29 protein-coding genes, 1 tRNA gene and 1 pseudogene are annotated in these 23,614 nt (G+C 64.0%); 19 read left to right on the plus strand and 12 right to left on the minus strand.

From position 1 onward, the window contains the following. Positions 1 to 183, minus strand: a pseudogene (locus AC1DW2_RS15295) (hypothetical protein); the annotation flags it as partial. Between the two features lie 350 nt (positions 184 to 533). Here AC1DW2_RS15295 and AC1DW2_RS15300 point away from each other — a divergent pair. Both AC1DW2_RS15300 and AC1DW2_RS15305 read left to right on the plus strand, forming a co-directional pair. Next, a complete protein-coding gene (locus AC1DW2_RS15300; RefSeq protein ID WP_007591377.1) occupies positions 534 to 830 on the plus strand; it encodes an HU family DNA-binding protein in 297 nt (98 codons plus the stop codon). 128 nt (positions 831 to 958) lie between these two features. Continuing rightward, positions 959 to 1,135 carry a DUF2934 domain-containing protein gene (locus tag AC1DW2_RS15305; RefSeq protein WP_084795141.1) on the plus strand — a complete coding sequence of 59 codons (177 nt, stop codon included), beginning with the start codon at positions 959 to 961 and terminating at the stop codon, positions 1,133 to 1,135. 295 nt (positions 1,136 to 1,430) lie between these two features. Here AC1DW2_RS15305 and AC1DW2_RS15310 read toward each other — a convergent pair whose 3' ends face one another. Next, the gene (locus AC1DW2_RS15310; RefSeq protein ID WP_354097796.1) at positions 1,431 to 1,658 is read right to left on the minus strand and encodes a hypothetical protein; all 228 of its coding nucleotides are present in this window, start codon (positions 1,656 to 1,658) and stop codon (positions 1,431 to 1,433) included. A gap of 344 nt (positions 1,659 to 2,002) precedes the next feature. Here AC1DW2_RS15310 and AC1DW2_RS15315 point away from each other — a divergent pair, with 344 nt between their 5' ends. From AC1DW2_RS15315 to AC1DW2_RS15325, 3 genes are all read left to right on the plus strand, one after another. After that, the gene (locus AC1DW2_RS15315) at positions 2,003 to 2,140 is read left to right on the plus strand and encodes a hypothetical protein (protein WP_166096469.1); all 138 of its coding nucleotides are present in this window, start codon (positions 2,003 to 2,005) and stop codon (positions 2,138 to 2,140) included. Positions 2,141 to 2,428: 288 nt separating this feature from the next. After that, positions 2,429 to 2,557 (plus strand): hypothetical protein, encoded by a 129-nt coding sequence (locus tag AC1DW2_RS15320; protein WP_477006480.1) that lies wholly within the window; start codon positions 2,429 to 2,431, stop codon positions 2,555 to 2,557. Positions 2,558 to 2,910: 353 nt separating this feature from the next. Further along, positions 2,911 to 3,108, plus strand: a complete 198-nt coding sequence (locus tag AC1DW2_RS15325; RefSeq protein WP_477006481.1) for a hypothetical protein — start codon at positions 2,911 to 2,913, stop codon at positions 3,106 to 3,108. On the opposite strand, the gene AC1DW2_RS15330 is transcribed toward AC1DW2_RS15325, so the two are convergent. Together AC1DW2_RS15330 and AC1DW2_RS15335 are read right to left on the minus strand one after the other, a co-directional pair. Continuing rightward, the gene (locus AC1DW2_RS15330) at positions 3,105 to 3,230 is read right to left on the minus strand and encodes a hypothetical protein (protein ID WP_085965803.1); all 126 of its coding nucleotides are present in this window, start codon (positions 3,228 to 3,230) and stop codon (positions 3,105 to 3,107) included. The genes AC1DW2_RS15325 and AC1DW2_RS15330 overlap by 4 nt on opposite strands. Positions 3,231 to 3,308: 78 nt before the next feature. Next, positions 3,309 to 3,647, minus strand: coding sequence for a hypothetical protein (locus AC1DW2_RS15335; protein WP_245344071.1), 339 nt, complete (start codon positions 3,645 to 3,647; stop codon positions 3,309 to 3,311). 174 nt (positions 3,648 to 3,821) lie between these two features. Here AC1DW2_RS15335 and AC1DW2_RS15340 point away from each other — a divergent pair, with 174 nt between their 5' ends. Then, the gene (locus tag AC1DW2_RS15340; protein WP_477006482.1) at positions 3,822 to 4,106 is read left to right on the plus strand and encodes a hypothetical protein; all 285 of its coding nucleotides are present in this window, start codon (positions 3,822 to 3,824) and stop codon (positions 4,104 to 4,106) included. A gap of 69 nt (positions 4,107 to 4,175) precedes the next feature. Here the strand turns inward: AC1DW2_RS15340 and AC1DW2_RS15345 are convergent, their stop codons facing one another. Then, positions 4,176 to 4,340, minus strand: coding sequence for a hypothetical protein (locus AC1DW2_RS15345; RefSeq protein ID WP_166096472.1), 165 nt, complete (start codon positions 4,338 to 4,340; stop codon positions 4,176 to 4,178). Between the two features lie 284 nt (positions 4,341 to 4,624). On the opposite strand from AC1DW2_RS15345, the gene AC1DW2_RS15350 reads away from it, so the two are divergent. The 4 genes from AC1DW2_RS15350 (at position 4,625) to AC1DW2_RS15365 (ending at position 6,993) form a co-directional block, all read left to right on the plus strand. After that, positions 4,625 to 5,386: an SIR2 family NAD-dependent protein deacylase gene (locus AC1DW2_RS15350; RefSeq protein ID WP_477006483.1), complete on the plus strand. Its 762-nt coding sequence runs from the start codon at positions 4,625 to 4,627 to the stop codon at positions 5,384 to 5,386. A gap of 199 nt (positions 5,387 to 5,585) precedes the next feature. Then, positions 5,586 to 6,218 carry a cold-shock protein gene (locus AC1DW2_RS15355; RefSeq protein WP_028150990.1) on the plus strand — a complete coding sequence of 211 codons (633 nt, stop codon included), beginning with the start codon at positions 5,586 to 5,588 and terminating at the stop codon, positions 6,216 to 6,218. Positions 6,219 to 6,341: 123 nt separating this feature from the next. Further along, positions 6,342 to 6,824 carry a DUF192 domain-containing protein gene (locus AC1DW2_RS15360; RefSeq protein ID WP_038959501.1) on the plus strand — a complete coding sequence of 161 codons (483 nt, stop codon included), beginning with the start codon at positions 6,342 to 6,344 and terminating at the stop codon, positions 6,822 to 6,824. A gap of 92 nt (positions 6,825 to 6,916) precedes the next feature. After that, positions 6,917 to 6,993: transfer RNA gene (locus tag AC1DW2_RS15365), tRNA-Pro, on the plus strand. A gap of 155 nt (positions 6,994 to 7,148) precedes the next feature. Here the strand turns inward: AC1DW2_RS15365 and AC1DW2_RS15370 are convergent. Further along, on the minus strand, positions 7,149 to 7,370 hold the full coding sequence (locus tag AC1DW2_RS15370; RefSeq protein ID WP_063983451.1) for a hypothetical protein: 222 nt from the start codon (positions 7,368 to 7,370) through the stop codon (positions 7,149 to 7,151). A gap of 988 nt (positions 7,371 to 8,358) precedes the next feature. Between AC1DW2_RS15370 and AC1DW2_RS15375 the strand changes: the two genes are divergently transcribed. Continuing rightward, complete coding sequence (locus AC1DW2_RS15375) at positions 8,359 to 8,550, plus strand: hypothetical protein (RefSeq protein ID WP_028150987.1); 192 nt, start codon at positions 8,359 to 8,361, stop codon at positions 8,548 to 8,550. Positions 8,551 to 8,615: 65 nt separating this feature from the next. Here the strand turns inward: AC1DW2_RS15375 and AC1DW2_RS15380 are convergent, their stop codons facing one another. Continuing rightward, positions 8,616 to 9,794, minus strand: coding sequence for an OpgC domain-containing protein (locus AC1DW2_RS15380; protein WP_477006484.1), 1,179 nt, complete (start codon positions 9,792 to 9,794; stop codon positions 8,616 to 8,618). Between the two features lie 259 nt (positions 9,795 to 10,053). On the opposite strand from AC1DW2_RS15380, the gene AC1DW2_RS15385 reads away from it, so the two are divergent. The 3 genes from AC1DW2_RS15385 to AC1DW2_RS15395 all read left to right on the plus strand — a co-directional run bounded on the left by AC1DW2_RS15385 (position 10,054) and on the right by AC1DW2_RS15395 (position 11,691). Further along, positions 10,054 to 10,359, plus strand: a complete 306-nt coding sequence (locus AC1DW2_RS15385) for an ETC complex I subunit (protein ID WP_477006485.1) — start codon at positions 10,054 to 10,056, stop codon at positions 10,357 to 10,359. Between the two features lie 312 nt (positions 10,360 to 10,671). After that, positions 10,672 to 11,163 (plus strand): Lrp/AsnC family transcriptional regulator, encoded by a 492-nt coding sequence (locus AC1DW2_RS15390; RefSeq protein ID WP_063983448.1) that lies wholly within the window; start codon positions 10,672 to 10,674, stop codon positions 11,161 to 11,163. A gap of 240 nt (positions 11,164 to 11,403) precedes the next feature. Continuing rightward, positions 11,404 to 11,691: a DUF3551 domain-containing protein gene (locus AC1DW2_RS15395; protein ID WP_063983447.1), complete on the plus strand. Its 288-nt coding sequence runs from the start codon at positions 11,404 to 11,406 to the stop codon at positions 11,689 to 11,691. Between the two features lie 91 nt (positions 11,692 to 11,782). Here AC1DW2_RS15395 and AC1DW2_RS15400 read toward each other — a convergent pair whose 3' ends face one another. Further along, positions 11,783 to 12,811, minus strand: coding sequence for an AraC family transcriptional regulator (locus AC1DW2_RS15400; RefSeq protein WP_477006486.1), 1,029 nt, complete (start codon positions 12,809 to 12,811; stop codon positions 11,783 to 11,785). A 147-nt stretch (positions 12,812 to 12,958) separates the two neighbouring features. Between AC1DW2_RS15400 and AC1DW2_RS15405 the strand changes: the two genes are divergently transcribed. Genes AC1DW2_RS15405 through AC1DW2_RS15420 form a run of 4 tightly spaced genes read left to right on the plus strand, consistent with a single transcriptional unit; the run spans position 12,959 to position 18,636 of the window. Continuing rightward, on the plus strand, positions 12,959 to 14,086 hold the full coding sequence (locus tag AC1DW2_RS15405) for an isovaleryl-CoA dehydrogenase (RefSeq protein WP_477006574.1): 1,128 nt from the start codon (positions 12,959 to 12,961) through the stop codon (positions 14,084 to 14,086). Positions 14,087 to 14,110: 24 nt separating this feature from the next. Beyond that, on the plus strand, positions 14,111 to 15,715 hold the full coding sequence (locus AC1DW2_RS15410) for a carboxyl transferase domain-containing protein (protein ID WP_071914169.1): 1,605 nt from the start codon (positions 14,111 to 14,113) through the stop codon (positions 15,713 to 15,715). A 4-nt stretch (positions 15,716 to 15,719) separates the two neighbouring features. Continuing rightward, positions 15,720 to 17,723, plus strand: a complete 2,004-nt coding sequence (locus AC1DW2_RS15415) for an acetyl/propionyl/methylcrotonyl-CoA carboxylase subunit alpha (RefSeq protein WP_477006487.1) — start codon at positions 15,720 to 15,722, stop codon at positions 17,721 to 17,723. A gap of 1 nt (position 17,724) precedes the next feature. Continuing rightward, positions 17,725 to 18,636: a hydroxymethylglutaryl-CoA lyase gene (locus AC1DW2_RS15420; RefSeq protein WP_477006488.1), complete on the plus strand. Its 912-nt coding sequence runs from the start codon at positions 17,725 to 17,727 to the stop codon at positions 18,634 to 18,636. Between the two features lie 106 nt (positions 18,637 to 18,742). Here the strand turns inward: AC1DW2_RS15420 and AC1DW2_RS15425 are convergent, their stop codons facing one another. The 4 genes from AC1DW2_RS15425 to AC1DW2_RS15440 form a co-directional block, all read right to left on the minus strand. Further along, positions 18,743 to 19,669, minus strand: coding sequence for a dihydrodipicolinate synthase family protein (locus AC1DW2_RS15425; RefSeq protein ID WP_477006489.1), 927 nt, complete (start codon positions 19,667 to 19,669; stop codon positions 18,743 to 18,745). 73 nt (positions 19,670 to 19,742) lie between these two features. Next, on the minus strand, positions 19,743 to 20,726 hold the full coding sequence (locus AC1DW2_RS15430) for a TRAP transporter substrate-binding protein (RefSeq protein ID WP_354096302.1): 984 nt from the start codon (positions 20,724 to 20,726) through the stop codon (positions 19,743 to 19,745). Positions 20,727 to 20,750: 24 nt separating this feature from the next. After that, positions 20,751 to 22,016, minus strand: coding sequence for a TRAP transporter large permease (locus AC1DW2_RS15435; protein WP_028161334.1), 1,266 nt, complete (start codon positions 22,014 to 22,016; stop codon positions 20,751 to 20,753). Then, entirely contained in the window at positions 22,016 to 22,624 is a 609-nt protein-coding gene (locus AC1DW2_RS15440) for a TRAP transporter small permease (RefSeq protein ID WP_283018865.1), read from the minus strand. The genes AC1DW2_RS15435 and AC1DW2_RS15440 overlap by 1 nt, the downstream gene beginning before the upstream one ends. Positions 22,625 to 22,855: 231 nt before the next feature. Between AC1DW2_RS15440 and AC1DW2_RS15445 the strand changes: the two genes are divergently transcribed. Next, positions 22,856 to 23,548 (plus strand): GntR family transcriptional regulator, encoded by a 693-nt coding sequence (locus AC1DW2_RS15445; protein ID WP_477006490.1) that lies wholly within the window; start codon positions 22,856 to 22,858, stop codon positions 23,546 to 23,548. The last annotated feature ends 66 nt before the right edge of the window (positions 23,549 to 23,614 follow it).

A 23,614-nucleotide genomic window follows, 5' to 3' on the forward strand; every position in this document is an offset into this window, starting at 1 on the left:
GCCGTAGTGACGTTGCGTGACGAGCTTGTTGGTCTCCTCGAATGTCATCCCGGGTGAGAAGCCGAAGATGTCGGATTTCTTGACCTGTGCCAGAGACGCAGGCTTCAAGAACTCCGGCTGGATGGCGACCAGGGCGGCGACCGCAACGACGATCAGGCCGGCGATAACAATGGCAATCTTCATCAGCCCCTCACGAGAAACATCCGACCATATAACAGCCGGCGCGCTCCACCAGGCCTCCAAAAGCGAAAGCCCCGCCTGGGGGAAGCGGGGCTCTCTGATGGGGGTGAAGCTTGGGGACTTCAATTAGTTAGACGCGCCAGCGGCAGAATGGTTCAAAGCCAACGTGGCGCATGCTGCGACACTTTCGCGGGACAGGCTGGAACCCCGGCCGAAGCCATGCTTGTGTTTTGGGCCTCAATGGGTTCTAAGCCCCGTGACTTCATGACCTCCGGCGTGAATCGGCATCACACTTGCGTGGTTCAGCCGCGTCCTGAGCAGGCTCTGCTCACCCGCACAAAAGGAATTCAGACATGGCGAAGATGACGAAAACTCAATTGATTGATGCAATTGCCGAGGGCACGCAGCTGTCGAAGAACGACGTGAAGTCGGTCATCGAGTACATGGCGACGGTCGGTTACAAGGAGCTCAACGAGTCCGGCGAGTTCGTCATTCCCGGCTTCGTCAAGATGTCGGTCGTGAACAAGCCGGCGACCGAAGCCCGCATGGGCGTCAATCCCTTCACCAAGGAGCCGATGCAGTTCGCGGCGAAGCCGGCGAGCAAGTCGGTGAAGGCTTCGCCGCTGAAGGTGGCCAAGGACTCGGTCTAAGCGACCCGCGACGTCGTCGCGGCGGCTCCCAGTCGCGGAGCGCCGCAACGACCGCCGGCTGGTGTGTCGGACACGGACAAGGAACTCTCGGGCATTGTCACGCTTTGCTTCCCAAAGGGAGACGTCACATGGCCAGTCTGAGCGAGGAACAGATCCGGGACCGCGCCTATCATCTCTGGCGGGAAGCCGGCGAGCCCGCGGGGAGAATGGACACCTTCTGGTATGAGGCCGAAAAGTTGCTCCTCGCCGAGAGGGCCGCGCAAGGCGAAGTCCCGCCGGGGCTGAACGACAATCTGCCGGTCTGACGGTCAACAAAGGCCGCACGAAAATTTGCCGTACGCCGGAACGTTGTCCGGCGTTCGGCGGTTGAGATGACGGCGACGGAATCTTGCGCGAAGCTGACAGTCGTCAAAGCAGCCACCCGGTGTAACGCCCGTGTGGCTGCTTTGTTATTTGCTGCTCTGTTGTTCGAGCGCGCGGCAAAGAAAAACCCCGGCGTTGGGGACCGGGGCTTCTCAAAGCTGGACGGCCGCGTCGCACAGCCGCCAGCACCACTGAATTCGACCTGACAACGCGGGGCGGGGACATTCGTTCCGGCCGCTACTCCGTCGGCACYGACACATCGATGATCGCCGGCGGATCGATCTGGCGCTCGCGCCAGACGATGAATTCGCATTTGGGATTGAGCCACTGATATTCGGAGCCGCGCGCCTTGAGGTGCGCAAGCGCCGCATCGTGCGCCGTGGTCTCGTCCGGGGCCTCGACCATGATCTCCACGGTCTCCTCGATCTGACGAACCACCTCGACGGCGTAAAATTTCCTGGTCACGGTCCCTCGCTCCGGAATGGCTAACGGCGAGGGCGACGGCGCGTTCCCAAAAGAAAAACCCCGCGCTTGCGCACGGGGCTCTCTTGGCCGGCGGCGTTGGGATTTCAGCGCCTGGCCGCCAGCGCCTCGAACTTAAGGTTGAAAACCCAAAAAGCAACCCGCCGTGGCGACGGAACATGTTCGTCAGGCCGCGCGGCCAGTGGCCGGGCGCGGAAATCCCCAGCTTTCAGGGGGCCGCGCAGCGCGAGCAAGGCTTGAGGCGATGTGCGTGGGAAATCGCGCGCGAGGGGCTGGACTTTTTGTTCTCAGTTTGTTCTAGTTGGTCATCACGTTGGAGGTGACTCATGACCGTCGAGAAACAGCGCGAAGTGATCAGGCTCTGGAATCAGCTGAGGAAAGTCGAGGGGCCGGCCGCTGAAGAGCTCCGCATCCAGATCCTCGAATGTTTTTCCGAGAAGGCCAACGCCAAGCGAGCGGCGTGAGGACGGCGGCGAGTCACGGCGGCCACCCAGTAAGTGCGATCTCGTCTGCCGTTGAAAATCTTGCCGATGAAGTCGTGACGGCGCGCGCCTTCATCGATCGTTAGGAGTCGCGCCGCGCTGATTTACTCGACTCCGATTCGTTCTTTGCGAACGAAATGGAGTCGGATGCAGAACAAGGCGTGCCTTCTGTGTCGATGCGGGACAGTCCTTCGCGCCGCGCGTGAGCGTGATGCTTCGCACGGTCTCGCCCTCGTGTCCTCGTTACGGAATGAGGCGAGGGAGAGCGACATGGATGCGTGCTGGTTTCTCGTCGAGATCGTCAAAGTGTTCTGGTCCGACAGGCACAAGCGGCTGCGCAAAGGCAGGCCCTCGGTGCCGCAGGTGCCGCCGCCACTGAAGCGAGACGACACGGAGTGATCGGTCCTTCGCTGCGATCGCACGTTCGCTTCGCGACGATCCGCACCACTTGTTAAGAGTTGCTCCGCGCCGATTTTTTCGATTCCGATTCGTTCTTCGAGAACGAAATGCAGGCGAAGCTGGAACAAAGCCGTACCCGCGGCTCCGCCGGAGCGTTTACGAGTTTTGGTGCGGACGTTGTCTGAAGCGGCGTGCCGGGATCTCGAGGCTTGCGCAAACTCCTAACGAAGATTTGCGGGAAAGCCGATAACCCTATTCGGTTAGGTTAAAACCCCAATCGCGTTGCGCTTGCCGCTGCTTGGGATAGGTGTCTGGCAAGGACAAGAAACGACTTTGCCAACGAGCAACTTTGCATGACACCTTTTTCAGAACCATCCTTCTTTCAGGGCGACCGCCACACCTACCGGCGCGTCGCCGTCGTCGGCTCGCTGTTCTGCCTCGCCTTCGTGGTGATCAGCTTCTCGCTGCGGCCGCAGCTCGAGGACACGCACGTCGCGATCAAAGCCGACCGGCTGGTGCGCACGGCAGGCCAGGCGCCCCACACCAATTAGCGCTCGTCACCATAGGTGCGGTCGTCGGCGGAATGGCCCGGGCACGCGGTGCCGCGGCGCGCAAGCGCGACGAAGCCGGCATAGCCGGACAGGTTGAGCAGAACTTCAAGCCACGCGGGCATGTCGGGTCCCTTCTTGCGTGAAGGGGACTCAACGTGCGCGGGAAACATTTGTTCCGTGCTCGCCGGAAACAAACCCGCTTACAGCGGAGAGGAGGGGTCCAGCCGCCGGCCGAGGGTCGCAACGGACGCGCTCGACGGCTGCTCCTTGAGAAACTCGGCGATGGCCCGCGCCAGCTCGCCGTCGCTCATCGGCGTCGGCGGCGGGCGCAGCGCGCCGACACCGAAGTTGCGGACGATCTCGTCGTAATGCTGGTCGCGGGATTTGGGAACGAGCCTGCGGATGCGCCCCAGCAAAGCGGATAGCGGCAATGTGTCCTCCTCGGCATCCGTCCCATTGGCAGCCATTGATGTCTGCCGCCATTTTCTGTCCGCGAAACCAAAAACCCCGCCAGCATCGCGGAGATGCTGACGGGGCATCGTGCTGTCGCCTCAACCGGATAGCGGAGGCTTCCGCACTCGCAGATGCAATTCGCCCGAACCGGCTTTCGTTCCGCTCGTGCCGATATTTTTCTGCCGCCCGGGTTCCACTCCTCGCGCGCAACCATCGCGGGCCGGCGACGTTGTCCCCGCGAGACGCGAAGGAGGAGAGTCATGAAGAAGACACTGGCAGTTCTGGCCACCATTGCGGCCGTCGGCGTGACCGCGGTCGCGGCGCCTGTGCCTGCAGAGGCGCGCGGTCGCGGCATTGGCCCGGGCCTCGCATTCGGCCTCGCCGCCGGCGCGATCACAGCAGGCGCGATCGCTGCGTCCCATCCGTACGGCTATGGTCCGGGCTACGGCTATTATGGCGGGCCCGCCTATTACAGCCCCGGCCCGTATGCCTATTACGGCGATGGGCCGTACTACCCTCGGCGCCACTACTACCGCGGCTGGTAACGGCTGACCAAGTGAAAAGCCCGGAGCGATGCTCCGGGCTTTTTTCATGCGTGGCGATCGGAGGTGCCTTTATGGCCAGAGCGAGGGCCGCTCCACCTTGCGCGCATTGTCGAGCGTCGACACGAAATACTCTTCGCGCTCGCGCTGGAATCTTTCCTGGGTGGCACGGAAGGCGGCGACACGGGCGGCGATCTCTTCGCGTTCGCGGATTTTGCGTTGTTCGTCTTCGGTCATGTCAAATCCCCTCTACACGTCAGTATCTGTGCACTCCAATATGTGTGCACGGCCGAACTCACGCACTGCCGCCGCAATCACGTTGAGTCGCGTTAACACATGCATTGGCGCTTCTGATTGGGGCGTCAATGGGGAGGAGGCATTGCAGGATTGTGATAAGCGAAGGTCGGAAAAAATTGCCGACCGCGCTTGCGCGATTCTCACGCGGCAGTGGATAACAGCGTCAACGGTCTTGTCGCTTGCGCATGGTGCGGCCAGCGCAAGGCCAACACGGGAGGCCGCGAGTGATTGCATCGGATCTTCGCAGCGGCGTCGAACGACTCGGCGACATGATCGCCGAGTCGAGGACCATCGTGCCGTTCACCGGCGCGGGCATCTCCACCGAATGCGGCATCCCGGACTTCCGCTCACCGGGGGGAATTTGGACGCGCAACCGTCCGATCCCGTTCGACGAATTCGTCGCCAGCCAGGAAGCTCGCGACGAATCCTGGCGCCGCCGCTTTGCGATGGAATCTGTCTTTGCCGCGGCCAGGCCCGGGCGCGGTCATCTCGCGCTCGCCTCGCTCTACCGCGCCGGCAAGGTTCCCGCCGTCATCACCCAGAACATCGACAATCTGCACCAGGCTTCGGGCTTTGCCGCCGAGCACGTCATCGAGCTTCACGGCAATACCACTTATGCACGCTGCATCGGATGCGGGCAGGCCTATCAGCTCGACTGGGTGAAGCGCCGCTTCGACGAAGACGGCGGCGCACCCAACTGCACCGCATGCGACGAGCCGGTGAAGACCGCGACGATCTCGTTCGGCCAGATGATGCCCGACGACGAAATGCAGCGCGCGACCGTGCTGTCGCAAGCCTGCGACCTCTTCATCGCGATCGGCTCCTCGCTCGTGGTGTGGCCGGCGGCGGGCTTTCCGATGATGGCGAAGAACGCCGGTGCACGTCTGGTGATCATCAATCGCGAGCCGACCGATCAGGACGACATCGCCGACCTCGTTATCCGCCACGACATCGGCGAGACTCTCGGGCCCTTTGTCGGAAATTGAGGCATCAATTTGATTCGCGGCTGTGCAAGCTGTTCATAGGTTCCGGCGAATCATTTTTTTATCTATGCGCCGCAACCGGGAGTGTTATCTTTTGAGTCGAAAGATTCGCATCGCGTCGAATTGAGAACATTCTCTTAAGACGCGTGATTCGACGCCGCCGCTGAGGCGGGTTGCAATGGGCAGTGTGGGGTCCGGGGTTATGGGGTCGTCGGACGGATTTGAGTCCAAGAAGATCGGAGTTCCCGCTGTGGGCGAGCACGGCGGCGGTCGCGATAACGCGCTAAGCCCGTTCAGCGGACTTGGTGAAGGCAGTGCCAACCTCGTCGAGGTTCACGGCGTCATCAAATGGTTCGACGCTTCAAAGGGCTACGGCTTCATCGTTCCCGACAATGGCTGGCCGGACGTGCTGCTGCACGTCACCGTGCTCAGGCGCGACGGCTTCCAGACCGCCTATGAGGGCGCCCGCATCGTCGTCGAGTGCATCCAGCGCGCCAAGGGCTACCAGGCCTTCCGCGTGGTCTCGATGGACGAGTCGACCGCGATCCATCCGGCGCAGATGCTGCCGCCGCGCACCCACGTCACGGTCACCGCGACCAGCGGGCTGGAGCGGGCCCAGGTCAAATGGTTCAACCGCCTGCGCGGCTTCGGCTTCCTGACCTGCGGCGAGGGCACGCCCGACATCTTCGTGCACATGGAGACGCTGCGCCGCTTCGGCATGACCGAGCTCAGGCCCGGCCAATATGTCCTGGTCCGCTTCGGGCCCGGCTCCAAGGGCATGATGGCGGCCGAGATCCATCCCGAGACGGGATCGCCGGGATTGCAGTCGCACTAGCGGCGATCGCCAACTCCCGCAATCGTGACAAGAGGCGCGCAGGCCGTCCGGCGCGCCTCTGGCTTTTGTCACGATCGCCGCGTAAGGACTGGTCCAGTCCCACGCCCCCTTGAGTACCGTCCCATGAATTTTGACCGAAAGGCCGTCTGGTCCATTGCGAGGGGCTGGCTGGCCGCCATCCTCGTCGTCGGCTGTGCCGTCGGGAGCGCGCCGGTGCGCGCCGCCAGCTTCCAGCCGCTCGAGATCGTCACCAGGAACGGCGTGCAGGTGTTCTCGGTGGAAATGGCGACGACCGAGGAGGAGAAGCAGACCGGGCTGATGTACCGCAAGGAACTGGCTGACGGCAAAGGCATGCTGTTCGACTTCAAACCCGAGCAGGAAGTGTCGATGTGGATGAAGAACACCTACGTCTCGCTCGACATGATCTTCATCCGCGCCGACGGCCGCATCCTGCGCATCGCCGAAAACACCGAGCCGCTGTCGACCAAGATCATCTCGTCCCAGGGCCCCGCGCGGGCCGTGCTGGAGGTGGTGGCGGGAACGGCGCAGAAATACGGCATCCGTCCCGGCGACCGCGTCGGCCACCCGCTGTTCGGCACCAAGTAGGGCGACCTGGCGGGGTTATTGCCGTCTTGCCGGCGGCTTGAAAGCTTGATGGCGCTTTGGGAAGCGTGTATCGACGGGGCTCGCTGGACATTCGGGGTATAGCGCAGCCTGGTAGCGCGGCAGTTTTGGGTACTGCAGGTCGTTGGTTCGAATCCAGCTGCCCCGACCAGTCCCGAGGTTGAAGCTCCTTCAATTCTCTCGATATTGCGCCGCGCTCATCCCATTTCGCTGCCGCCGACCATGGTCAGGTCGGCACCATGATCCGCGCGAAATTGCGCCCGCCTCAACTTTTGCGTGCGCTGCCGTGCCGGCGGCGTTTCAATTTCAGAACAACAGCCAATCGACGAGGCGCCAGGCGATCCAGGCGAGGGCGCAGATCCAGCCCAGCATTGCGATCCCGGCGACGCCAAGCCCGCACAGTGCGAACAGCGAACTTTCAGTCTCCGGTGTGCCCGAGAGCTTCTCGGTCGTATCGATTTGACTCACTGCATCCCCTTGGCTTGCGGCCTGCTGTTCGTTGGTCTCTGCTCGCTCGTGAAAATTCACCGGCCGCGCTCCAGCTCACACGGTCGTGAGACGAGATGACCGTCCGTACATCGCGCGGGCATGGATCGCAGCCACGCGGCTTCCCCGGACAGACGGGAAGGACCTGCAACTCATGGCGCGGTGATTGGTTGCGACCGCAAGGGCGGGAACTGCACGCCGCAGCGACAGACCGACAACGCGCAGGGCACGCTCAGCGCCGTTGCGCAGAGCACGTCGCGCATCTCAGCCGGCGCGATTGTGGGGGCGGGGCAGGCGGCCTGGCGCGACCGGAAGCGCGCGCGAACCTTGCCTGAAGCCTTGCCTGAAGCCTTGGCGCTTGTTCTTCGCCCAACGCCACTTCTGCGCGATTTTTCAAGGCATTGCGCCGGCCGGACCGACCCAGAATTCGCAGAATTGCTTCGAACCTTTGGCTGTCGCCATAGACATATGAACATTGGGGATTTCAGCGCCCAATGCCTAAACGGACGCCGCCAAGCGATGATATTCCGCTTGAGCGGCGTCGCGCTATTCCGGGGATCAGTTCGTCGCGTACCAGCCGAGCGGAAACGGCAGGAACGGCCACGCCAGATGATTGTCGTTGGCCGCCTTCGGCGGTTCAGAGACAGATGTCTTGACTGTCTTGACACGCGGCGCAGGCGGCACCGAGCACACCGCCAGGCGCAAACGTCCACATTGCATATTCATTGTGGTGCCCCAGTCAGCAAGTCATTTGAAAAATGAAAATCAGTTCGCAATTGCCACGCGTCCGAAACGGCGCGCTCATTCTCAAATTGTGCACGCATCATAGAAAGATCGGCGCCGGCTTTCAACGGGTCTTGGCGGGTACCCACGAGGGGTAAGGTTGACCGGTTAGGTTAAGGCCGAGTGGTTGTTGCGGCCGCATTCCTGGCTGATATCAGGTCGGCAAGGCTCGCGATGGGCTGCCTGCAATCGGTGGTCACACAGGTCACAGTTCGTCGCGGCGCTCATATCCTGTGAGTTTTGCGTCATGTCTTTCGATCGCAACGTCCGAACCGTCCATCCGCAGTCGAGCTGGACCGAGATCTGGCACCTTTGGACCGTGATCGTGCCGCGCCGCTCGATCAACGGGCAGCTCGTCTATGGAAAGGTCTGGCGCCGCCACGACGGCCGCGACTGGATCTACAAGAAGTTCACCGAGTACGACAGCGAAGCGGCCTGAGCCGGCTCCACTGCCGCTACTAGAAGCCAGCACCCCGTTCCGATTTCATCGGAACGGAAATGGCTCTAGGCGGCCTTTGCAGGCGAGGCGGCCGCAGGTTTGGGCGGCGGCGGCTTCAACGGCTTGTCCTGCTTTTTCGACCAGGAAATGTAATAGGCCACCGTCGTCATGATCGCGATGCCGGCGATGCTGACGAAGATCTGCGCGAACAGCGAGCCCGAGCTCATCGACAGCTCGAAATGGCCGACGAAGGACAGGAACACGCCGACGCAGAACACGGCGAGCGACTGCTGGCCGCAGACGATCAAGGGATCGAACACCTTCCACTCCAGACCAGGCCAGTCCTTCGGCACGAAGCGGATCACCAGGATCACGATCACGACGAAATGGAGGAAACGGTAGGGCGCGAGATTGGTCTTGTCGTTGGGGTTGAAGGCCGAGAACAGCCATCCCGGGAACATGCCGCCGAGGGTGGGGAAGCGGCCGGCCATGGTCATGACCAGCGCGAAGGCGAGATAGCCGAGGCAAAGCCACAGCGTGATCGGCGAATTGATCACGGCTCCCGAACGCCGGGCGCCGCCCATCGCGCACCAGGCGCCGAACACGAATAGCACCTGCCAAGCATACGGGTTGAAGTACCACTGGCCGGCCGGATAGGCGGTCAGGTTCAGTCCGTAATGGCGGGCGGCGAGCCACAGCACGATGGACAGCGCCATCGTCAGGTCGGGCTTGCGCAACATGAACCACAGCACCGGCGGAAACAGCCCCATCAGCACGATGTAGAGCGGCAGCACGTCGAGATTGAGCGGCTTGAAGCGCAGGAACAGGCCCTGGCGCAGCGTCTCGGTGGCGTTGTCGACGAGGCCGGCGACGTTGAACTCGTTGATCATGTCGGAATCGCCGAAGCGCAGCGCCAGATAGCTGATCGAGGCGATGTAGATCACGAACAGGATGATGTGGGCGACGTAGAGCTGCCAGACCCGCTTGGTCAGCCTCGTGGCGCCGACGATGAAGCCGCGCTCGAGCATCATTCGCGCATAGACGAAGGAAGCGGTGTAGCCGGAGATGAAGACGAACAGGTCGGCGGCGTCGGAAAAGCCGTAGTTGCGGGTGGTGATCCAGTTCACCACGTTGTCGGGGATATGGTCGAGGAAGATCGCCCAGTTCGCGATGCCGCGAAACAGGTCGAGCCTGAGGTCACGGCCCTTTTCGGGAAGCGTGGCGTTGATGTTCAGGAAGGCCATGCGACGGAAGCTTTCGGAGGGGGCGGATACGCTGGTGTCGGCGAGACAGGGCCGCCGGGCGGGATCCCGGCGCGGAAGGCGGGTACGCAATTGTCACGGTGCAGCATAATGACTATACCCGTCGGCAACGCACCCCCGGGGGGACCGGAATCACCGATCAGTTCCCAAAAGGTGTCTCTATACTATGCCCGCGGTTTCCACCAACTGCTACCGTGACGCATCGAAATCGAACGAAAAGACCAAGAGGCCCGGACCACCCATGACCGCACGCATTTTCAAGCCCGCCAAGAACGCGATGCAATCCGGCCGGTCCAAGACCAAGGAATGGCAGCTGGATTACGAGCCGGAGCAGCCGCGTTCGGTCGAGCCGCTGATGGGATGGACCTCGTCCGGCGACATGAAGCAGCAGATCACGCTACGCTTCCACAGCAAGGAAGAGGCGGTCGCCTATTGCGAGCGCGAGGGCATCGCCTACCAGGTGATCGAGCCGCAGGATTCGATCCGCCGCCCGGTCGCCTATGCCGACAATTTCTCGTTCCGGCGCGGCGAGCCCTGGACGCATTGAGGGGCGGCTGGCTGCTCCGACTTCATACGACGTGATTTACTCGTCATGCTTGGGCCTTGTCCCGCCTGCGCGGCCGAAGCCGCTTCGGCGAGGTGAAGGCCCGGGCATCGACGTCTTTTGGGGCCGAGTGAAAGAGCGCGGATGGCCGCGACAAGCCCTGGCATGACGGCGGGGGTACCCCGCCCGCAGACATGACGTCGCGTCCGATGATCCCGATCCACGGACCAGCTGTTGCGCCGGGCTCCGGCCCCTTGGCAGGGATTCCGCCGCGTGCTTCGCTGACGTCATGACGGGATCATGGCGAGGTGGGGGATGGCCGGGCGTGACCAGCTCGACGGCATCGATCTGAAGATACTCTCCGAGCTGCAGCAGGACGGGCGGGTGCGCAACAACGAGCTGGCGCTGCGGGTCGGCGTGTCCGCGCCCAATTGCCTGCGGCGGTTGAAATTGCTGTTCAGCCGCGGCGTGATCCGGGCGGTCCGCGCCGTCATCGACGAGCGGCTGCTCGGCTATGAGGTGGTTTCGTTCGTCTCGATCCAGCTCGTGAGCCAGGCCCAGCCGGTGCTGGAGGCGTTCGAGAGCTCGATTGCCGCGATCCCGCGCATCCAGCAGTGCTGGCGGATTTCAGGCGACACCGACTACCTGCTGAAATGCGTCGCGCCGAACGTCGAAAGCATGCGCCAGCAGCTGCTGCATTTCGCCGCGATGCCTGATGTGAAGAACGTCCGCAGCTTTCCGGTGCTGGGCGTCGCGAAGGATGTGCCGCTGCCGTTACAGGATGTCGTGGCGGCACCCGTCGGATAGGGCGTTCAAGTCTCGCTACTGAAGTTCCGAAGTCGGGGGCGCTTGCGCGCGGTGCGGTCGATTCGGATAGTTATAATAGCTTAGTAACTCACCTAACTGTGACATGTGATTTAGGCAGGACTGCAATGCGCGCAACCGTGATTGTCGGCATCTTTGCGCTGCCTAGATGCAGGGTGTGAACCTCGGTCTGCGTCGCACGCCGGGGATGCTTTTGTGGGACCCTGAGCAGGAAAAGACATCATGACATCGACTTCGAAGACGATCGCAGCCTCTGCTGCGACGCTGTTTGCGTCTGCGTTTTTTGTTCTGTCGGCGCCGGCTGCGAAGGCCGACGATTATTGCATCACCAACGGCGCCCAGGCCGCTCACGGCTGCGGCTATCCGACGATGGAAGCCTGCCGTCAGGCGGCCGGTGGCATCGGCGGCACGTGCTCGCAGGCCGGCGGCGCCAAGACTAGCAACGATGCGCTCGCCTTCCAGCCGAAGCAGACGAAGCAGCCCAAGGCTCGCCAGGGCGCGCAGAACTAACGCCTGAGATCGCGACCTGATCCGAGAGATTGCGTCCTCCGAGAGTGATCTCGGAGGACGTCAATTTATGACAAGCAGGTGATGCCGCGCCTCAGCGATAGCGCTCGCGAAATTCGCGCGGGCTAGCGCCGGTCCAGGTGCGGAAGGCGCGCGAAAAGCTCTTCTCGTTGCGGAAGCCGGCGATCTCCGCGATCCGCTTGATGGGGGCGCGGCCGCGCATCAGCTCCTGCTTGGCGAGCTCGAACTTTGCCTCTTCMTTGAGATCGCGCAGCGAGGTCGCTTCCTCGCGCAGGCGCCGGTGCATGGTGCGGGTCGAGAGCGCCAACTCGCTTGCGACATCCTCGGCGCCGAGAATGCGCCCGCGTGCATTGCGCAGCACGCGGCGGACGCGCTCGACCAGCAGCCGGTCGCGCCGGTAGGGCAGCACGGTGAGCCGCAGCGCGCCCTTGAGCATGCTGTCGAGATCGGCGGGGCTGCGGGTCAGCGGCAGAGAGAGATAATGCTTGTCGAACACGATGCGGGCGCCGTCCGCACCAAAGCTCAAATGCCTGCAGAAGATCGTCGGATAGACCGAGACGTGGCCCGGCTCGGAATAGGGAAACTCGGCCGCACGCAGCGCGATCGCGGAATCGACGGCCCAGCAGGAGAAGCCGAGAACATAGCGGAGCAGGGTGACCAGGCAGAATTCACGCAAGGGGCCGAGGTCGCGCTGTTCGCGAATGGAGATCGTCGCGGTCTCATCACCAAGCGAGAGCTCGAACAGCACGTCCTCGGTCAGCAGGCGATGATGCCGGCACCAGCGTTTTAGCGCGACTTCGAGATTGGGGGCGGTGATCGAGGCGCGGCACAGCATGCCATAGGTTCCCCAAGGCAGCCGGCGCGAGAACCAGCCGAGCGCCTCGTCGTCGAGCTCGCGCATGGCATGGCCGGCCAGCGCCTCGAACTGGGCCGCCGTCACCCGTCCGTCCCGGGATCGAACAAGGTCCTCGGTGACCTGCCCCTTGCCCAAGGCTTCGACCGGATCCCGTCCGTAAAGGGCATAAGCGGCAACCACGCCGCGGACGAAGGCGGCTGGGGTCATGGCGCGGCGGGGCGTCGCGGTCGCGGCTTGAAAGGGCATGAAAAATCCTCGCCAAACTTGGCGGAAAATGCAACCTTTTCGACCGCTGGGACGCCCGGGCGGGGGTAGGTTTGGACCCGACAAGAATACGGAGGAATCGCCTTGAACATCCCGAGCATCGATTTCGATCTGGGCGAAGACATCAGCATGCTGCGCGACACGCTGCGCGCCTTCGTGGAGGCGGAGATCGCCCCGCGCGCCGCCGAGATCGAGAAGGCCAATCTGTTCCCGGCCGACCTCTGGAAGCGCTTTGGCGACCTCGGCCTGCTCGGCATGACCGCGTCGGAGCAATATGGCGGCTCCAGCATGGGCTATCTCGCCCATATCGTCGCCATGGAGGAGATTTCGCGGGGCTCGGCCGCCGTGGGGCTGTCCTACGGCGCCCATTCCAACCTCTGCGTCAACCAGATCCGCCGCAACGGCAACGACGCGCAGCGCGCGCGCTATCTGCCGAAACTGATCTCCGGCGAATATGTCGGCGCGCTCGCGATGTCCGAGCCCGGCGCAGGCTCCGACGTCGTCTCGATGAAGCTGCGCGCCGACAAGCGCGGCGACCGGTACGTGCTCAACGGCTCGAAGATGTGGATCACCAATGGCGGCGACGCCGACGTGCTGGTCGTCTATGCCAAGACCGATCCGGAGGCGGGCCCGCGCGGCATGACTGCCTTCCTGATCGAAAAGGGCTTCAAGGGTTTCACCCACGGCCAGCATCTCGACAAGCTCGGCATGCGCGGCTCCAACACCTATCCCTTGTTCTTCGACGAGTGCGAGGTGCCCGAGGAGAACGTGCTCGGCAAGGTCGGCGAGGGCGTCAAGGTGCTGATGTCCGGCCTCGATTACGAGCGCACGGTGCTGTCGGGCGGCCCGCTCGGCATCATGGCGGCCTGCATGGACGCCGTGGTGCCCTACATGCACGAGCGTAAGCAGTTCGGCCAGCCGATCGGCGACTTCCAGCTGATGCAGGGCAAGCTCGCCGACATGTATGCGACCTGGCAGTCGGCGCGCGCCTATGTCTATGCGGTCGGGCGCGCCTGCGACCGCGCCGATCACGCCCGCACGCTGCGCAAGGATGCGGCGGCCGCGATCCTCTATTCCGCGGAGAAGGCGACGTGGATGGCCGGCGAGGCGATCCAGGCGCTCGGCGGCGTCGGCTACACCTCCGAATTCCCGGTCGGACGTCTCTGGCGCGACGCAAAACTCTACGAGATCGGCGCCGGCACCTCGGAGGTGCGTCGCATGCTGATCGGCCGCGAGCTGATGTCCGAGACGGCCTGAAACCTTCACCTCATTGGAATCAACATGCCGCTCCATTCCAGCATCGATACGTCTTCATCAGACTTTGCGCGCAATTCCGAGGCCATGCGCGGGCTTGTCGCGGACTTGCGTGAAAAACTCAGCCAGGTCGCCGGCGGCGGCGGCGAGGTCTCGCGCAACCGCCACACCTCGCGCGGCAAGATGCTGGCGCGCGAGCGCGTCGACCTGCTGGTCGATCCCGGCACCTCGTTCATGGAGCTGTCGCCGCTGGCGGCGTACGGCCTCTATGGCGGTGACGTGCATTCGGCGAGCGTCATCACCGGCGTCGGGCGCATCTCGGGCCGCGAATGCGTGATCGTCGCCAACGACGCCACCATCAAGGGCGGCACTTACTATCCGATGACGGTGAAGAAGCATCTGCGCGCGCAGGACGTGGCGCGGCAGAACAATCTTCCCTGCGTCTACATGGTCGATTCCGGCGGCGCCTTCCTGCCGCTTCAGGATGAGATCTTTCCGGACGAGCGCCATTTCGGCCGCATCTTCTACAACCAGGCCCAAATGTCGTCGCAGGGCATCCCGCAGATCGCGATCGTGATGGGCTCCTGCACCGCCGGCGGCGCCTATGTCCCCGCGATGTCGGACGAGAGCATCATCGTGCGCAACCAGGGCACCATCTTCCTCGGCGGCCCTCCGCTGGTGAAGGCCGCGACCGGCGAGGTGGTGAGTGCCGAGGAGCTTGGCGGCGCCGACGTGCATTCGCGGCAGTCGGGCGTGACCGACCACTACGCCCAGAACGATGCGCATGCGATCGGCATCGCCCGGCGCATCGTCGGCACGCTGAAGCCATCGGTGCGGCCGAACCTCAACATGCACAAGCCGCGCGATCCGCTGTTTGCGGCGGAAGAAATCTACGGCGTGGTGCCCGTCGATGGCCGAAAGCCGTTCGACGTACGCGATATCATCGCCCGCATCGTCGACGGCTCGGAGTTCGACGAGTTCAAAAAACTCTACGGCACGACGCTGGTCTGCGGCTTCGCCCATGTCTGGGGCTATCCGGTCGGTATCATCGCCAACAACGGCATCCTGTTCAGCGAGAGCTCGCTGAAGGGCGCGCATTTCATCGAGCTGTGCTGCCAGCGCGGCATTCCCTTGGTGTTCCTGCAGAACATCACCGGCTTCATGGTCGGCAAGAAGTACGAGGCCGGCGGCATCGCGCGCGACGGCGCCAAGCTTGTCACGGCGGTAGCGACCGCCTCGGTGCCGAAATTTACCGTCGTGATCGGCGGCTCCTACGGCGCCGGCAATTACGGCATGTGCGGCCGCGCCTACTCGCCGCGCTTCCTCTGGATGTGGCCGAACGCGCGCATCTCGGTGATGGGCGGCGAGCAGGCCTCGATGGTGCTGAGCCAGGTCCGGCGCGACAACATCGAGGCCAAGGGCGATAGCTGGTCGAAGGAAGAGGAAGACAAGTTCCGCGAGCCTATCCGCGCGCAATATGAGAGCCAGGGACATCCGTATTACGCGACCGCGCGCCTGTGGGACGACGGCGTGATCGACCCGGCCGACACGCGCCTCGTGCTCGGCCTCGGCCTTTCCGCGGCGTCGAATGCGCCGATCGAGCCTACCAAATTCGGCCTGTTCAGGATGTGATGCGATGGACCGTTCAATGCTCTACCGGCGTTTTCGCACGCTCCTGATCGCCAACCGCGGCGAGATCGCCTGCCGCGTCATCCGCACCGCGCGAGCCATGGGCCTGCGCACGGTCGCGGTCTATTCCGAGGCCGACCGCGACGCGATGCATGTCGCGCTCGCAGATGAAGCCGTTCTGCTCGGTCCGGCGCGGGCGCGCGACAGCTACCTCAGTGTCGAGCGGCTGATCGAGGCCGCGCGAAAGACCGGCGCGGAAGCCGTGCATCCCGGCTACGGTTTCCTGTCCGAAAATGCCGAGTTCGCGCGGGCGTGCCTGGAGGCGGGCCTGGTGTTCGTCGGCCCGACCGCCGCGATGATGACGGCGATGGGCTCGAAGTCCGGCTCCAAGGAGCTGATGGAGAAGGCCGGCGTGCCGCTGGTGCCCGGCTATCACGGCGAGGCCCAGGACGAGGCCACGCTTTCGAAGGCCGCGGACAAGATCGGCTTCCCGATCCTGGTGAAGGCGTCCGCCGGTGGTGGCGGCCGCGGCATGCGCATCGTGCGCTCGGCGGACGAGCTTGGGCCGGCGATCGTCAGCGCCAAGCGCGAGGCCAAGGCCGCGTTCGGCGACGACCGCATGCTGATCGAAAAATATGTCGACAATCCCCGCCACATCGAGGTGCAGATCATCGGCGACAGCCACGGCAATCTGCTGTCACTGTTCGAGCGCGAATGCACGTTGCAGCGCCGGCACCAGAAGGTGATCGAGGAGGCGCCGTCGCCGACGCTCAATCCCGCCCAGCGCGAGACCGTCTGCGCCGCCGCGCGAAAGGCGGCCGGCGCGGTGAACTATGTCGGCGCCGGCACGATCGAGTTCGTTTCCGACGGCAAGGACGTGTTCTTCATCGAGATGAACACGCGTCTTCAGGTCGAGCATCCCGTGACCGAGCTGATCACCGGCATCGATCTGGTCGAGTGGCAGCTGCGCGTCGCCTTCGGCGAAGCGCTGCCGCTGAAGCAGGACGAGATCCGGCTCAACGGCCACGCGGTCGAGGCGCGCGTCTACGCGGAAAACCCGACCAAGAACTTCATGCCGTCGGTCGGCAGGATCTCGACCTGGCGGCTGCCGGCGGAAACCGGCGGCTTGCGCATCGACGCCGGCTATCGCGAAGGCGATACGGTCTCGCCCTATTACGATGCGATGCTCGCAAAAATGATCGCGTGGGCCCCGACGCGGGACGTCGCGATCGAGCGGCTGAACCGCGGGCTGCAAGAGTCCGACGTCCGTGGCATCGTCACCAACATCCCGTTCCTGTCGGCGCTGATGACGCATCCGAAGGTGCGGACCAATGCGATCGACACTGGCTTCATCGAGCGCGAGCTGGCAGTGCTGACGCAGGCCGCGCCGGCGCCCGGCGAGCTCGAGCTGTGCGCAGCAGTCGCCGCTGTTATCAACGACGAGCGGCAGGCCGCGCAAGACGAGGCGAGTTCGCCCTGGCAGACCTTTGGCTGGATGCCGGTCGGCCGTCGCCAGCGCAGCTTTGCCTTCCGCGTCGGCCATGGGCCGGAGCAGAAGATCACGCTGAACTACGGCAGCGGTCCGTCGACGCTGGTGACCGGCGACCGCGAGTTGGCGTTCACGATCGCGCCGCGTGACGGCGGCTTCGATCTGACGCTCGATGGCGTCAAATCGCAGGTCGCAGCCGTGATCGACGGTCATGAGCTCTATTTGCGCACACGCAACGGCCGCTTCGACCTGCATTGGGTCGATCCGTTCGGCGGGGAGAGCGAAGAGCACGTCGGAGAGGACAAGATCGCGGCGCCGCTGCCGGGCACCGTCGTCGCCGTGCTGGCCGAGGAGGGCGCCAAGCTCGACAAGGGCGCGCCGATCCTCACCCTGGAAGTGATGAAGATGGAGCAGACGCTGCGCGCGCCCTACGCCGGCGTGCTGAAATCGATCAAATGCAAGGTCGGAGACATCGTCCAGGAGGGCGTTGAGCTCGCCGTGGTCGAGCCATCGGGGGAGTGAGATGAGCGATCCCGTCCGCATCATCGAAATGGGGCCGCGCGACGGCCTCCAGAACGAGAAGACGCCCGTCAACGTCGAGGCCCGCATCGCCTTCGTCGAAGCGCTCGTCGCCGCTGGCCTCACCACAGTCGAGGTCGGCGCCTTCGTCTCGCCCAAGGCGATCCCGCAAATGGCGAGCTCGGACGCCGTGCTGCGCGGCGTCGGCCACGTCAAGGGCGCCGAATTCCACGTGCTGGTGCCGAACGAGAAGGGTTATGACGCCGCGCGCGCTGCCGGCGCGCAAGTCGTCTCCGTGTTCGCGGCGGCCTCGGAAGGGTTTTCGCGCGCCAATATCAACTGCACGGTCGCGGAGTCCATCGAACGTTTCAAGCCGGTGCTGGCGCGCGCCAAAGCTGATGGCGTCAAGGTGCGCGGCTATATCTCCTGCGTGCTGGGCTGTCCGTTCGACGGCGAGATCAAGCCGAAGGCGGTCGCCGATCTCGCCAACACGCTGTGGGAGCTCGGCTGCTACGAGATCTCGCTCGGCGACACCATCGGTGTCGGCACGCCTGATAAGGCCAAGGAGATGCTGCGCGCGGTTAGCGCCAATATCCCGCCGGCCAAACTCGCGATGCATTTCCACGACACCTACGGCCAGGCACTCGCCAATCTCTATGCCGGCCTGGAGGAGGGCGTCCGCGCCATCGATTCCGCTGCCGGCGGGCTCGGCGGCTGCCCCTACGCGCCGGGTGCGACCGGCAACGTCGCGACCGAGGACGTCGTCTACATGCTCGAAGGCATGGGCGTCAGGACCGGTGTCGATATGGACAAGCTGCTGGCGGCCACGAACGAGATGAGCGGCGTGCTGGGCAAGCCGCCTGTGAGCCGCGTGGCCTCCGCGCTGAACGCGAAGAAGAAGCGCGCGGCTTGCTAGCTTCGTAGGGTGGGCAAAGGCGCGTAGCGCCGTGCCCACCATCTCCGCGACCGAATTTGCGAATGGTGGGCACGCTTTCGCTTTGCCCACCCTACGAGACCTTCGCCTAGGCCGCCTTCAACCCGACATCCGGCAGGCGCGGCCGGTTCTTGAGTGCTTTGGCCATCATGGCCTCGACCTCGGCCTTCTCCTGCGGCAGCAGGGCGAGGCGGGGCGGGCGGGTCAGCGCGGTGCCGCGGCCCATGATGTGCTCGCACAGCTTGATGCACTGGACGAGGTCGGGGCGTGCGTCGAGGTGCAGCAGCGGCATGAACCACTCGTAGATCGGCATGGCTTCCGCAAAGCGGCCGGCCTTGGCAAGACGAAACAGCGTCTCGCCCTCGCGCGGGAAGGCGTTCGACATGCCGGAGACCCAGCCCACCGCGCCCATGGCGATGCTCTCGACGATGACGTCGTCGAGCCCTGCGAACAGCACGAAGCGGTCGCCGACCATGTTCCGGGTGTCGATGAAGCGCCGCGTGTCGCCCGAGGAATCCTTGAAGCAGACGACGGTCTCGACGTCGGCGAGCGAGGCCAGGATGTCGGGGGTGACGTCGTTCTTGTAGATCGGCGGATTGTTGTAGAGCATCACCGGCAGGTCGGTCGCACTGGCAACCGCGCGGAAATGCGCCGCGGTCTCGTGCGGCTTCGACGAATAGACCAGCGCCGGCATCACCATCACGCCGTCGATGCCGACGCGCGCGGCTTCCTTGGCGGTCTCGACCGCAAAGGCGGTGGTGAATTCGGCGATGCCGCAGAGTACCGGCACGCGGCCTTTCGCGACGGATTTCGCCGTCTCCATGATAGCGACCTTCTCCTTGCGCTCCAGCGAGGTGTTCTCGCCGACCGAGCCGCAGACGATCAGACCGGAGACGCCGTCGCGGATCAGACCGTCCATGACCTTGGCGGTGGCGTCGATGTCGAGCGAGAGATCATTGTGGAATTGCGTGGTGACGGCCGGGAAGACGCCTTCCCAGGAAACGCGGCGGCTCATGAATTGACTCCAAGTGAGTTTGCCGGCGGGGGGCTGGGGCCGCCGGCTGTTGTGAAGAGGATGGCGAATGGGATCAGAGCGTCGCGCCGACCTTGCGCAGCTCGGCGAGGACAGGTGCCTTGGGCAGCCAGATCTTGTCGAACTCGGCGATGACGGCCTCGGTGTCGCCGGCCGGGACCTGGCGGATCGGGATCGGCGCGTTCTTGAAATTCTCGATCAGCGCGGGCTCGTTGGAGGCCAACTCGTCGATCTGCGCGTCCAGCGTCGACTTCACCGTCTTGGCGATCAGCTCGCGGTCGGCTGCGGGGAGCGTCTGCCAGACCCGACCCGAGACCACCGCCGCCATCGGCATGAAGACGGCGTTCATCTGCAGGATCACCTTGGAGACCTTGTCGAAGCGCTGGTTCCAGGAGAATTCGAGATCAGCCTCGAGGCCATCGACCTGGCCGTTGGCCATCGCGTCGAACACCTGCGGCGTCGGGATCGGCGTCGGCGCGGCACCGAGCGAGGAATAGAAATCGCGATAGACCGGCGTCGGGTTGATGCGCAGCTTCATGCCCTTGATGTCGGCGAGCGAGTTCAGGTCCTTGGAGGAGAACACCGCGCGCATGCCGGTGATGCCCCAGCCGAGGCCGATGGTGCCGGTCTCCTGCGGCAGCACATCGAACAGCTTCACGGCCGCCGGATGCCGCACGAATTTCGCGACCGCAGGCGTCGAGCGGACGATGTAGGGCGCATTGATCGCGGCGATGTGCGGCACGCGCGAGCCGAGCTCGGCGGCCTGGATGAAGCCCATGTCGAGCGCGCCGGACTGCAATTGCTGCATCATCGCGGGCTCGTTGCCGAGCTGGCCGGAATGGAACACGGTCAGGGTGAGCCGGCCGTTGGTCGCGGCCTTGAGATCGTCGCCGAATTTCAGCGCCGCCTTGTTCCAGGAATGGCCATTGGGCGTGATCAGGCCGAGGCGGAATTCCTTGGCCTGGGCAAGCGCCAGCGAGGGCGCGAACACCGAGGCGGCGGCGCTGGCGGCGAGAAAGCGGCGGCGTGAAAGCGGCATGGTCGGGCTTCCTTTTGAACGGGCCTATTTGATGAGGATCAGCGAGAGCGAGGGGTAGAGCGAGAGCAGCACCAGCAGGACGCAGGAGATGACGAAGAAGGGCAGCGTCACCATGAACATCTTGCCGGGCTTGGCGCCGGTGACGGCGGCCGCGACGAAGAAGCAGAGCCCGACCGGCGGCGACAACAGGCCGAGCACGAGGTTGATCACCACCACGACGCCGAAATGCCTGGGATCGATGTGGTAGACGTCGGTTGCAACCGGCAGCAGGATCGGCACCGTCATGATCAGGCCGGGAATGCCATCGATCACCGTGCCGATGATCAGCAGGATGACGTTGCAGATCAGCATGAAGCTGACCGGGTCCTTGGCGGCGGACTGGATCCAGCCGGCGGTTTCCTGCGGCACCTTGCCGAAGATCAGGACCCAGGAGAACACCGCCGCGGCCGCCACCAGGAACAGCACGATCGCCGAATAGATGGCGCTGCGCAGCATCATCTGCGGCAGCTGCGAGAACTCGAATTCCTTGGTCCAGTATTTCCCGACAAGGGCGGCGGCGACCGCGCCGACGGCCGCGGATTCCGTCGCATTGGCGAGGCCGCTGAGGATGGTGCCGACGATGACGATCGGAATCAGCAGGGTGGGTGACGTCCGCAGGATCGTCATGACGCGCTGGCGCGGCGTCTGATAATCGGCACGGGGATAGTTGTAGACATATCCCATCAGCGCGATGACGAGGCAGAACATCACCGTGAGGATGACGCCCGGCACGATGCCGGCGATCAGCATGTCGCTGACCGAGACCTGCGCGAGCACGCTGTAGACCACGAACATCACCGACGGCGGGATGATCGGGCCGAGCATGCCGCCATAGGCGGTGAGGCCCGCCGCAAAGGTCTTGTCGTAGCCCTTCTTCTCCATCTCCGGGACCATGATCTGGGCCATGATCGCGACCTGCGCGGTCGCCGATCCCAGGATCGAGGAGATGAACATGTTGGCGAGGATGTTGACGTAGGCGAGCCCGCCCTTGAGCGAGCCGACGAAGGCCATCGCCATGTCGACGATGCGGCGCGTGATGCCGCCACCATTCATGATCTCACCGATCAGAATGAAGAGCGGGATCGCGATCAGGCCGTAGCTGTCGACGCCGCCGAACAGCTGGAGCGGATAGGACTGGAACAGCACCGGATTGCCGGATGCTGCGATGTAGACGAGGCCGGCGAGGCACAGGCAGAGGCCGATCGGCACGCCGACCAGCATGATCGCGACGAAGGCGGCTGACGTGATCATCAGTTGACCCCGTCGAGCTCGGAGAGCGCAAAGCCCTTCGGCGGCGTGCGCGGGACCAGTTCGAGATCTTCCAGAAGGTTGGCGAGGCCGTGGATGGTCATCGAGACCGCGAAGATCGGCAGCGTCAAATAGAGCACCCAGGTCGGCCAGTTCAGCGTCTGGGTGTGCTCGGTGTAGAGGAAGTTGAAGGTCTCGGCCGCGAGCTTGCGCCCGTCGAAGCCGGCGCGCGCAAGGCCAATCGGGTCCATCCAGAGCATGCAGGTCACGATCAGCGCGATTCCGAACGCGACGACCATGCCGGTCGAGATCACCTTTGCGATCTTCTGGTGCCGTGGCGAAAGACGCTCCGTCAGCATGGTGACCGCGAAATCGAGCCGTAGCCGCGTCATCGCGGACGCCCCGACGAAGGTCAGCCAGACCACGCAATAGACCGCAGATTCATCGATCCAGTAGATCGGGAAGCGCGCGTAGCGGGTGACGACGTTCACCAGGATCAGGCCGGTGAGCAGGTACATCAGGCCCATCAGCGCGACGCGCTCGACGGCGAGCAGGGCACTGGACGCGCGGACGACCATGTGTCGAACGCTGAGTGCGCGCGTGGCCGGCATCGTCTGCTCGATCATGAAAGAGGCCCCGACCCCTGAGAAATCTCGTGCTATCGGTAAATGTATAATTTATACATTTTGCGTGTCAAACGGAGATTGCGGTCATTTCGGCGGCAGGACGCGCTTTTGCTGGGCACTGGCTTTTGCCGGGCCGCACACTTTTGTTGGGCCCCTCAACATGCAAGAGAGAGACCGCTTCGGCCGGATGAGTCGGGAAGGACAACAGAAGGTCAGATGAAACAGCCTCTGAAGCATCGCACGCTGTCGGCCGCGATCGTCGACCAGCTCAGGCAGTCGATCCTCGACGGCACCTATCCGGCCGGCTCGCAACTGCGTCAGGACGCGCTTGGCGAGGCCTATGGCGTCAGCCGCATCCCGGTGCGCGAAGCGCTATTCCAGCTCGAGGCCGAAGGCCTGGTACGCATCGTTCCGCAGAAGGGCGCCATCGTCTCGGAGCTGTCGCTGGACGAGATCAACGACGTGTTCGATCTGCGCCGGATTTTGGAGCCGCGCCTCCTGGCGCAATCGGCGCCGCGTTTCACCGGCGATGATTTCGAAGGGCTCGACGACATCCACAAGCAGTTCGAGAAGGCGATCAAGGCGCGCAACGTCAGCGAATGGGGGCAGCTCAACGCCGACTTCCACATGGCGCTCTATGTTCACGCCCCGCAGCCGCGTACGCGCGCGATCGTGCTGTCGCTGCTCCAGACCAGCGACCGCTACACGCGCCTCCAGCTCTCCAACACCAAGGCGATGGGAACCGCCGAGAAGGAGCACGCCCATCTGATCGCGTTATGCCGTGCGGAGAAGGTCGAGGAGGCCTGCCGGTTCCTGGAGCGGCACATCGAGGCCGTGCGCAAGGATCTGTTGCAGGTGGTGGCCGGCAGCACGATCGCGCCGAAGTCACGGCGGAAGGATAAATCGTAGAGATCTTAGGGTTAGCTCGTAGGGTGGGCAAAGCGAAGCGTGCCCACCACTTTTATCGGGATCGAG

The sequence above is a fragment of the Bradyrhizobium sp. P3_C3 genome (assembly GCF_056402655.1).

What these genes read in the sequence shown, in the direction of transcription:
- AC1DW2_RS15300 (WP_007591377.1), top strand. Translation starts at nt 534, where the DNA reads ATGGCGAAGATGACGAAAACTCAATTGATTGATGCAATTGCCGAGGGC.
- AC1DW2_RS15305 (WP_084795141.1), top strand. Translation starts at nt 959, where the DNA reads ATGGCCAGTCTGAGCGAGGAACAGATCCGGGACCGCGCCTATCATCTC.
- AC1DW2_RS15315 (WP_166096469.1), top strand. Translation starts at nt 2,003, where the DNA reads ATGACCGTCGAGAAACAGCGCGAAGTGATCAGGCTCTGGAATCAGCTG.
- AC1DW2_RS15320 (WP_477006480.1), top strand. Translation starts at nt 2,429, where the DNA reads ATGGATGCGTGCTGGTTTCTCGTCGAGATCGTCAAAGTGTTCTGGTCC.
- AC1DW2_RS15325 (WP_477006481.1), top strand. Translation starts at nt 2,911, where the DNA reads ATGACACCTTTTTCAGAACCATCCTTCTTTCAGGGCGACCGCCACACC.
- AC1DW2_RS15330 (WP_085965803.1), bottom strand. Translation starts at nt 3,230, where the DNA reads ATGCCCGCGTGGCTTGAAGTTCTGCTCAACCTGTCCGGCTATGCCGGC.
- AC1DW2_RS15335 (WP_245344071.1), bottom strand. Translation starts at nt 3,647, where the DNA reads ATGCCCCGTCAGCATCTCCGCGATGCTGGCGGGGTTTTTGGTTTCGCG.
- AC1DW2_RS15340 (WP_477006482.1), top strand. Translation starts at nt 3,822, where the DNA reads ATGAAGAAGACACTGGCAGTTCTGGCCACCATTGCGGCCGTCGGCGTG.
- AC1DW2_RS15345 (WP_166096472.1), bottom strand. Translation starts at nt 4,340, where the DNA reads ATGACCGAAGACGAACAACGCAAAATCCGCGAACGCGAAGAGATCGCC.
- AC1DW2_RS15355 (WP_028150990.1), top strand. Translation starts at nt 5,586, where the DNA reads ATGGGGTCGTCGGACGGATTTGAGTCCAAGAAGATCGGAGTTCCCGCT.
- AC1DW2_RS15360 (WP_038959501.1), top strand. Translation starts at nt 6,342, where the DNA reads ATGAATTTTGACCGAAAGGCCGTCTGGTCCATTGCGAGGGGCTGGCTG.
- AC1DW2_RS15375 (WP_028150987.1), top strand. Translation starts at nt 8,359, where the DNA reads ATGTCTTTCGATCGCAACGTCCGAACCGTCCATCCGCAGTCGAGCTGG.
- AC1DW2_RS15380 (WP_477006484.1), bottom strand. Translation starts at nt 9,794, where the DNA reads ATGGCCTTCCTGAACATCAACGCCACGCTTCCCGAAAAGGGCCGTGAC.
- AC1DW2_RS15385 (WP_477006485.1), top strand. Translation starts at nt 10,054, where the DNA reads ATGACCGCACGCATTTTCAAGCCCGCCAAGAACGCGATGCAATCCGGC.
- AC1DW2_RS15390 (WP_063983448.1), top strand. Translation starts at nt 10,672, where the DNA reads ATGGCCGGGCGTGACCAGCTCGACGGCATCGATCTGAAGATACTCTCC.
- AC1DW2_RS15395 (WP_063983447.1), top strand. Translation starts at nt 11,404, where the DNA reads ATGACATCGACTTCGAAGACGATCGCAGCCTCTGCTGCGACGCTGTTT.
- AC1DW2_RS15405 (WP_477006574.1), top strand. Translation starts at nt 12,959, where the DNA reads ATGCTGCGCGACACGCTGCGCGCCTTCGTGGAGGCGGAGATCGCCCCG.
- AC1DW2_RS15410 (WP_071914169.1), top strand. Translation starts at nt 14,111, where the DNA reads ATGCCGCTCCATTCCAGCATCGATACGTCTTCATCAGACTTTGCGCGC.
- AC1DW2_RS15415 (WP_477006487.1), top strand. Translation starts at nt 15,720, where the DNA reads ATGGACCGTTCAATGCTCTACCGGCGTTTTCGCACGCTCCTGATCGCC.
- AC1DW2_RS15420 (WP_477006488.1), top strand. Translation starts at nt 17,725, where the DNA reads ATGAGCGATCCCGTCCGCATCATCGAAATGGGGCCGCGCGACGGCCTC.
- AC1DW2_RS15425 (WP_477006489.1), bottom strand. Translation starts at nt 19,669, where the DNA reads ATGAGCCGCCGCGTTTCCTGGGAAGGCGTCTTCCCGGCCGTCACCACG.
- AC1DW2_RS15430 (WP_354096302.1), bottom strand. Translation starts at nt 20,726, where the DNA reads ATGCCGCTTTCACGCCGCCGCTTTCTCGCCGCCAGCGCCGCCGCCTCG.
- AC1DW2_RS15435 (WP_028161334.1), bottom strand. Translation starts at nt 22,016, where the DNA reads ATGATCACGTCAGCCGCCTTCGTCGCGATCATGCTGGTCGGCGTGCCG.
- AC1DW2_RS15440 (WP_283018865.1), bottom strand. Translation starts at nt 22,624, where the DNA reads ATGCCGGCCACGCGCGCACTCAGCGTTCGACACATGGTCGTCCGCGCG.
- AC1DW2_RS15445 (WP_477006490.1), top strand. Translation starts at nt 22,856, where the DNA reads ATGAAACAGCCTCTGAAGCATCGCACGCTGTCGGCCGCGATCGTCGAC.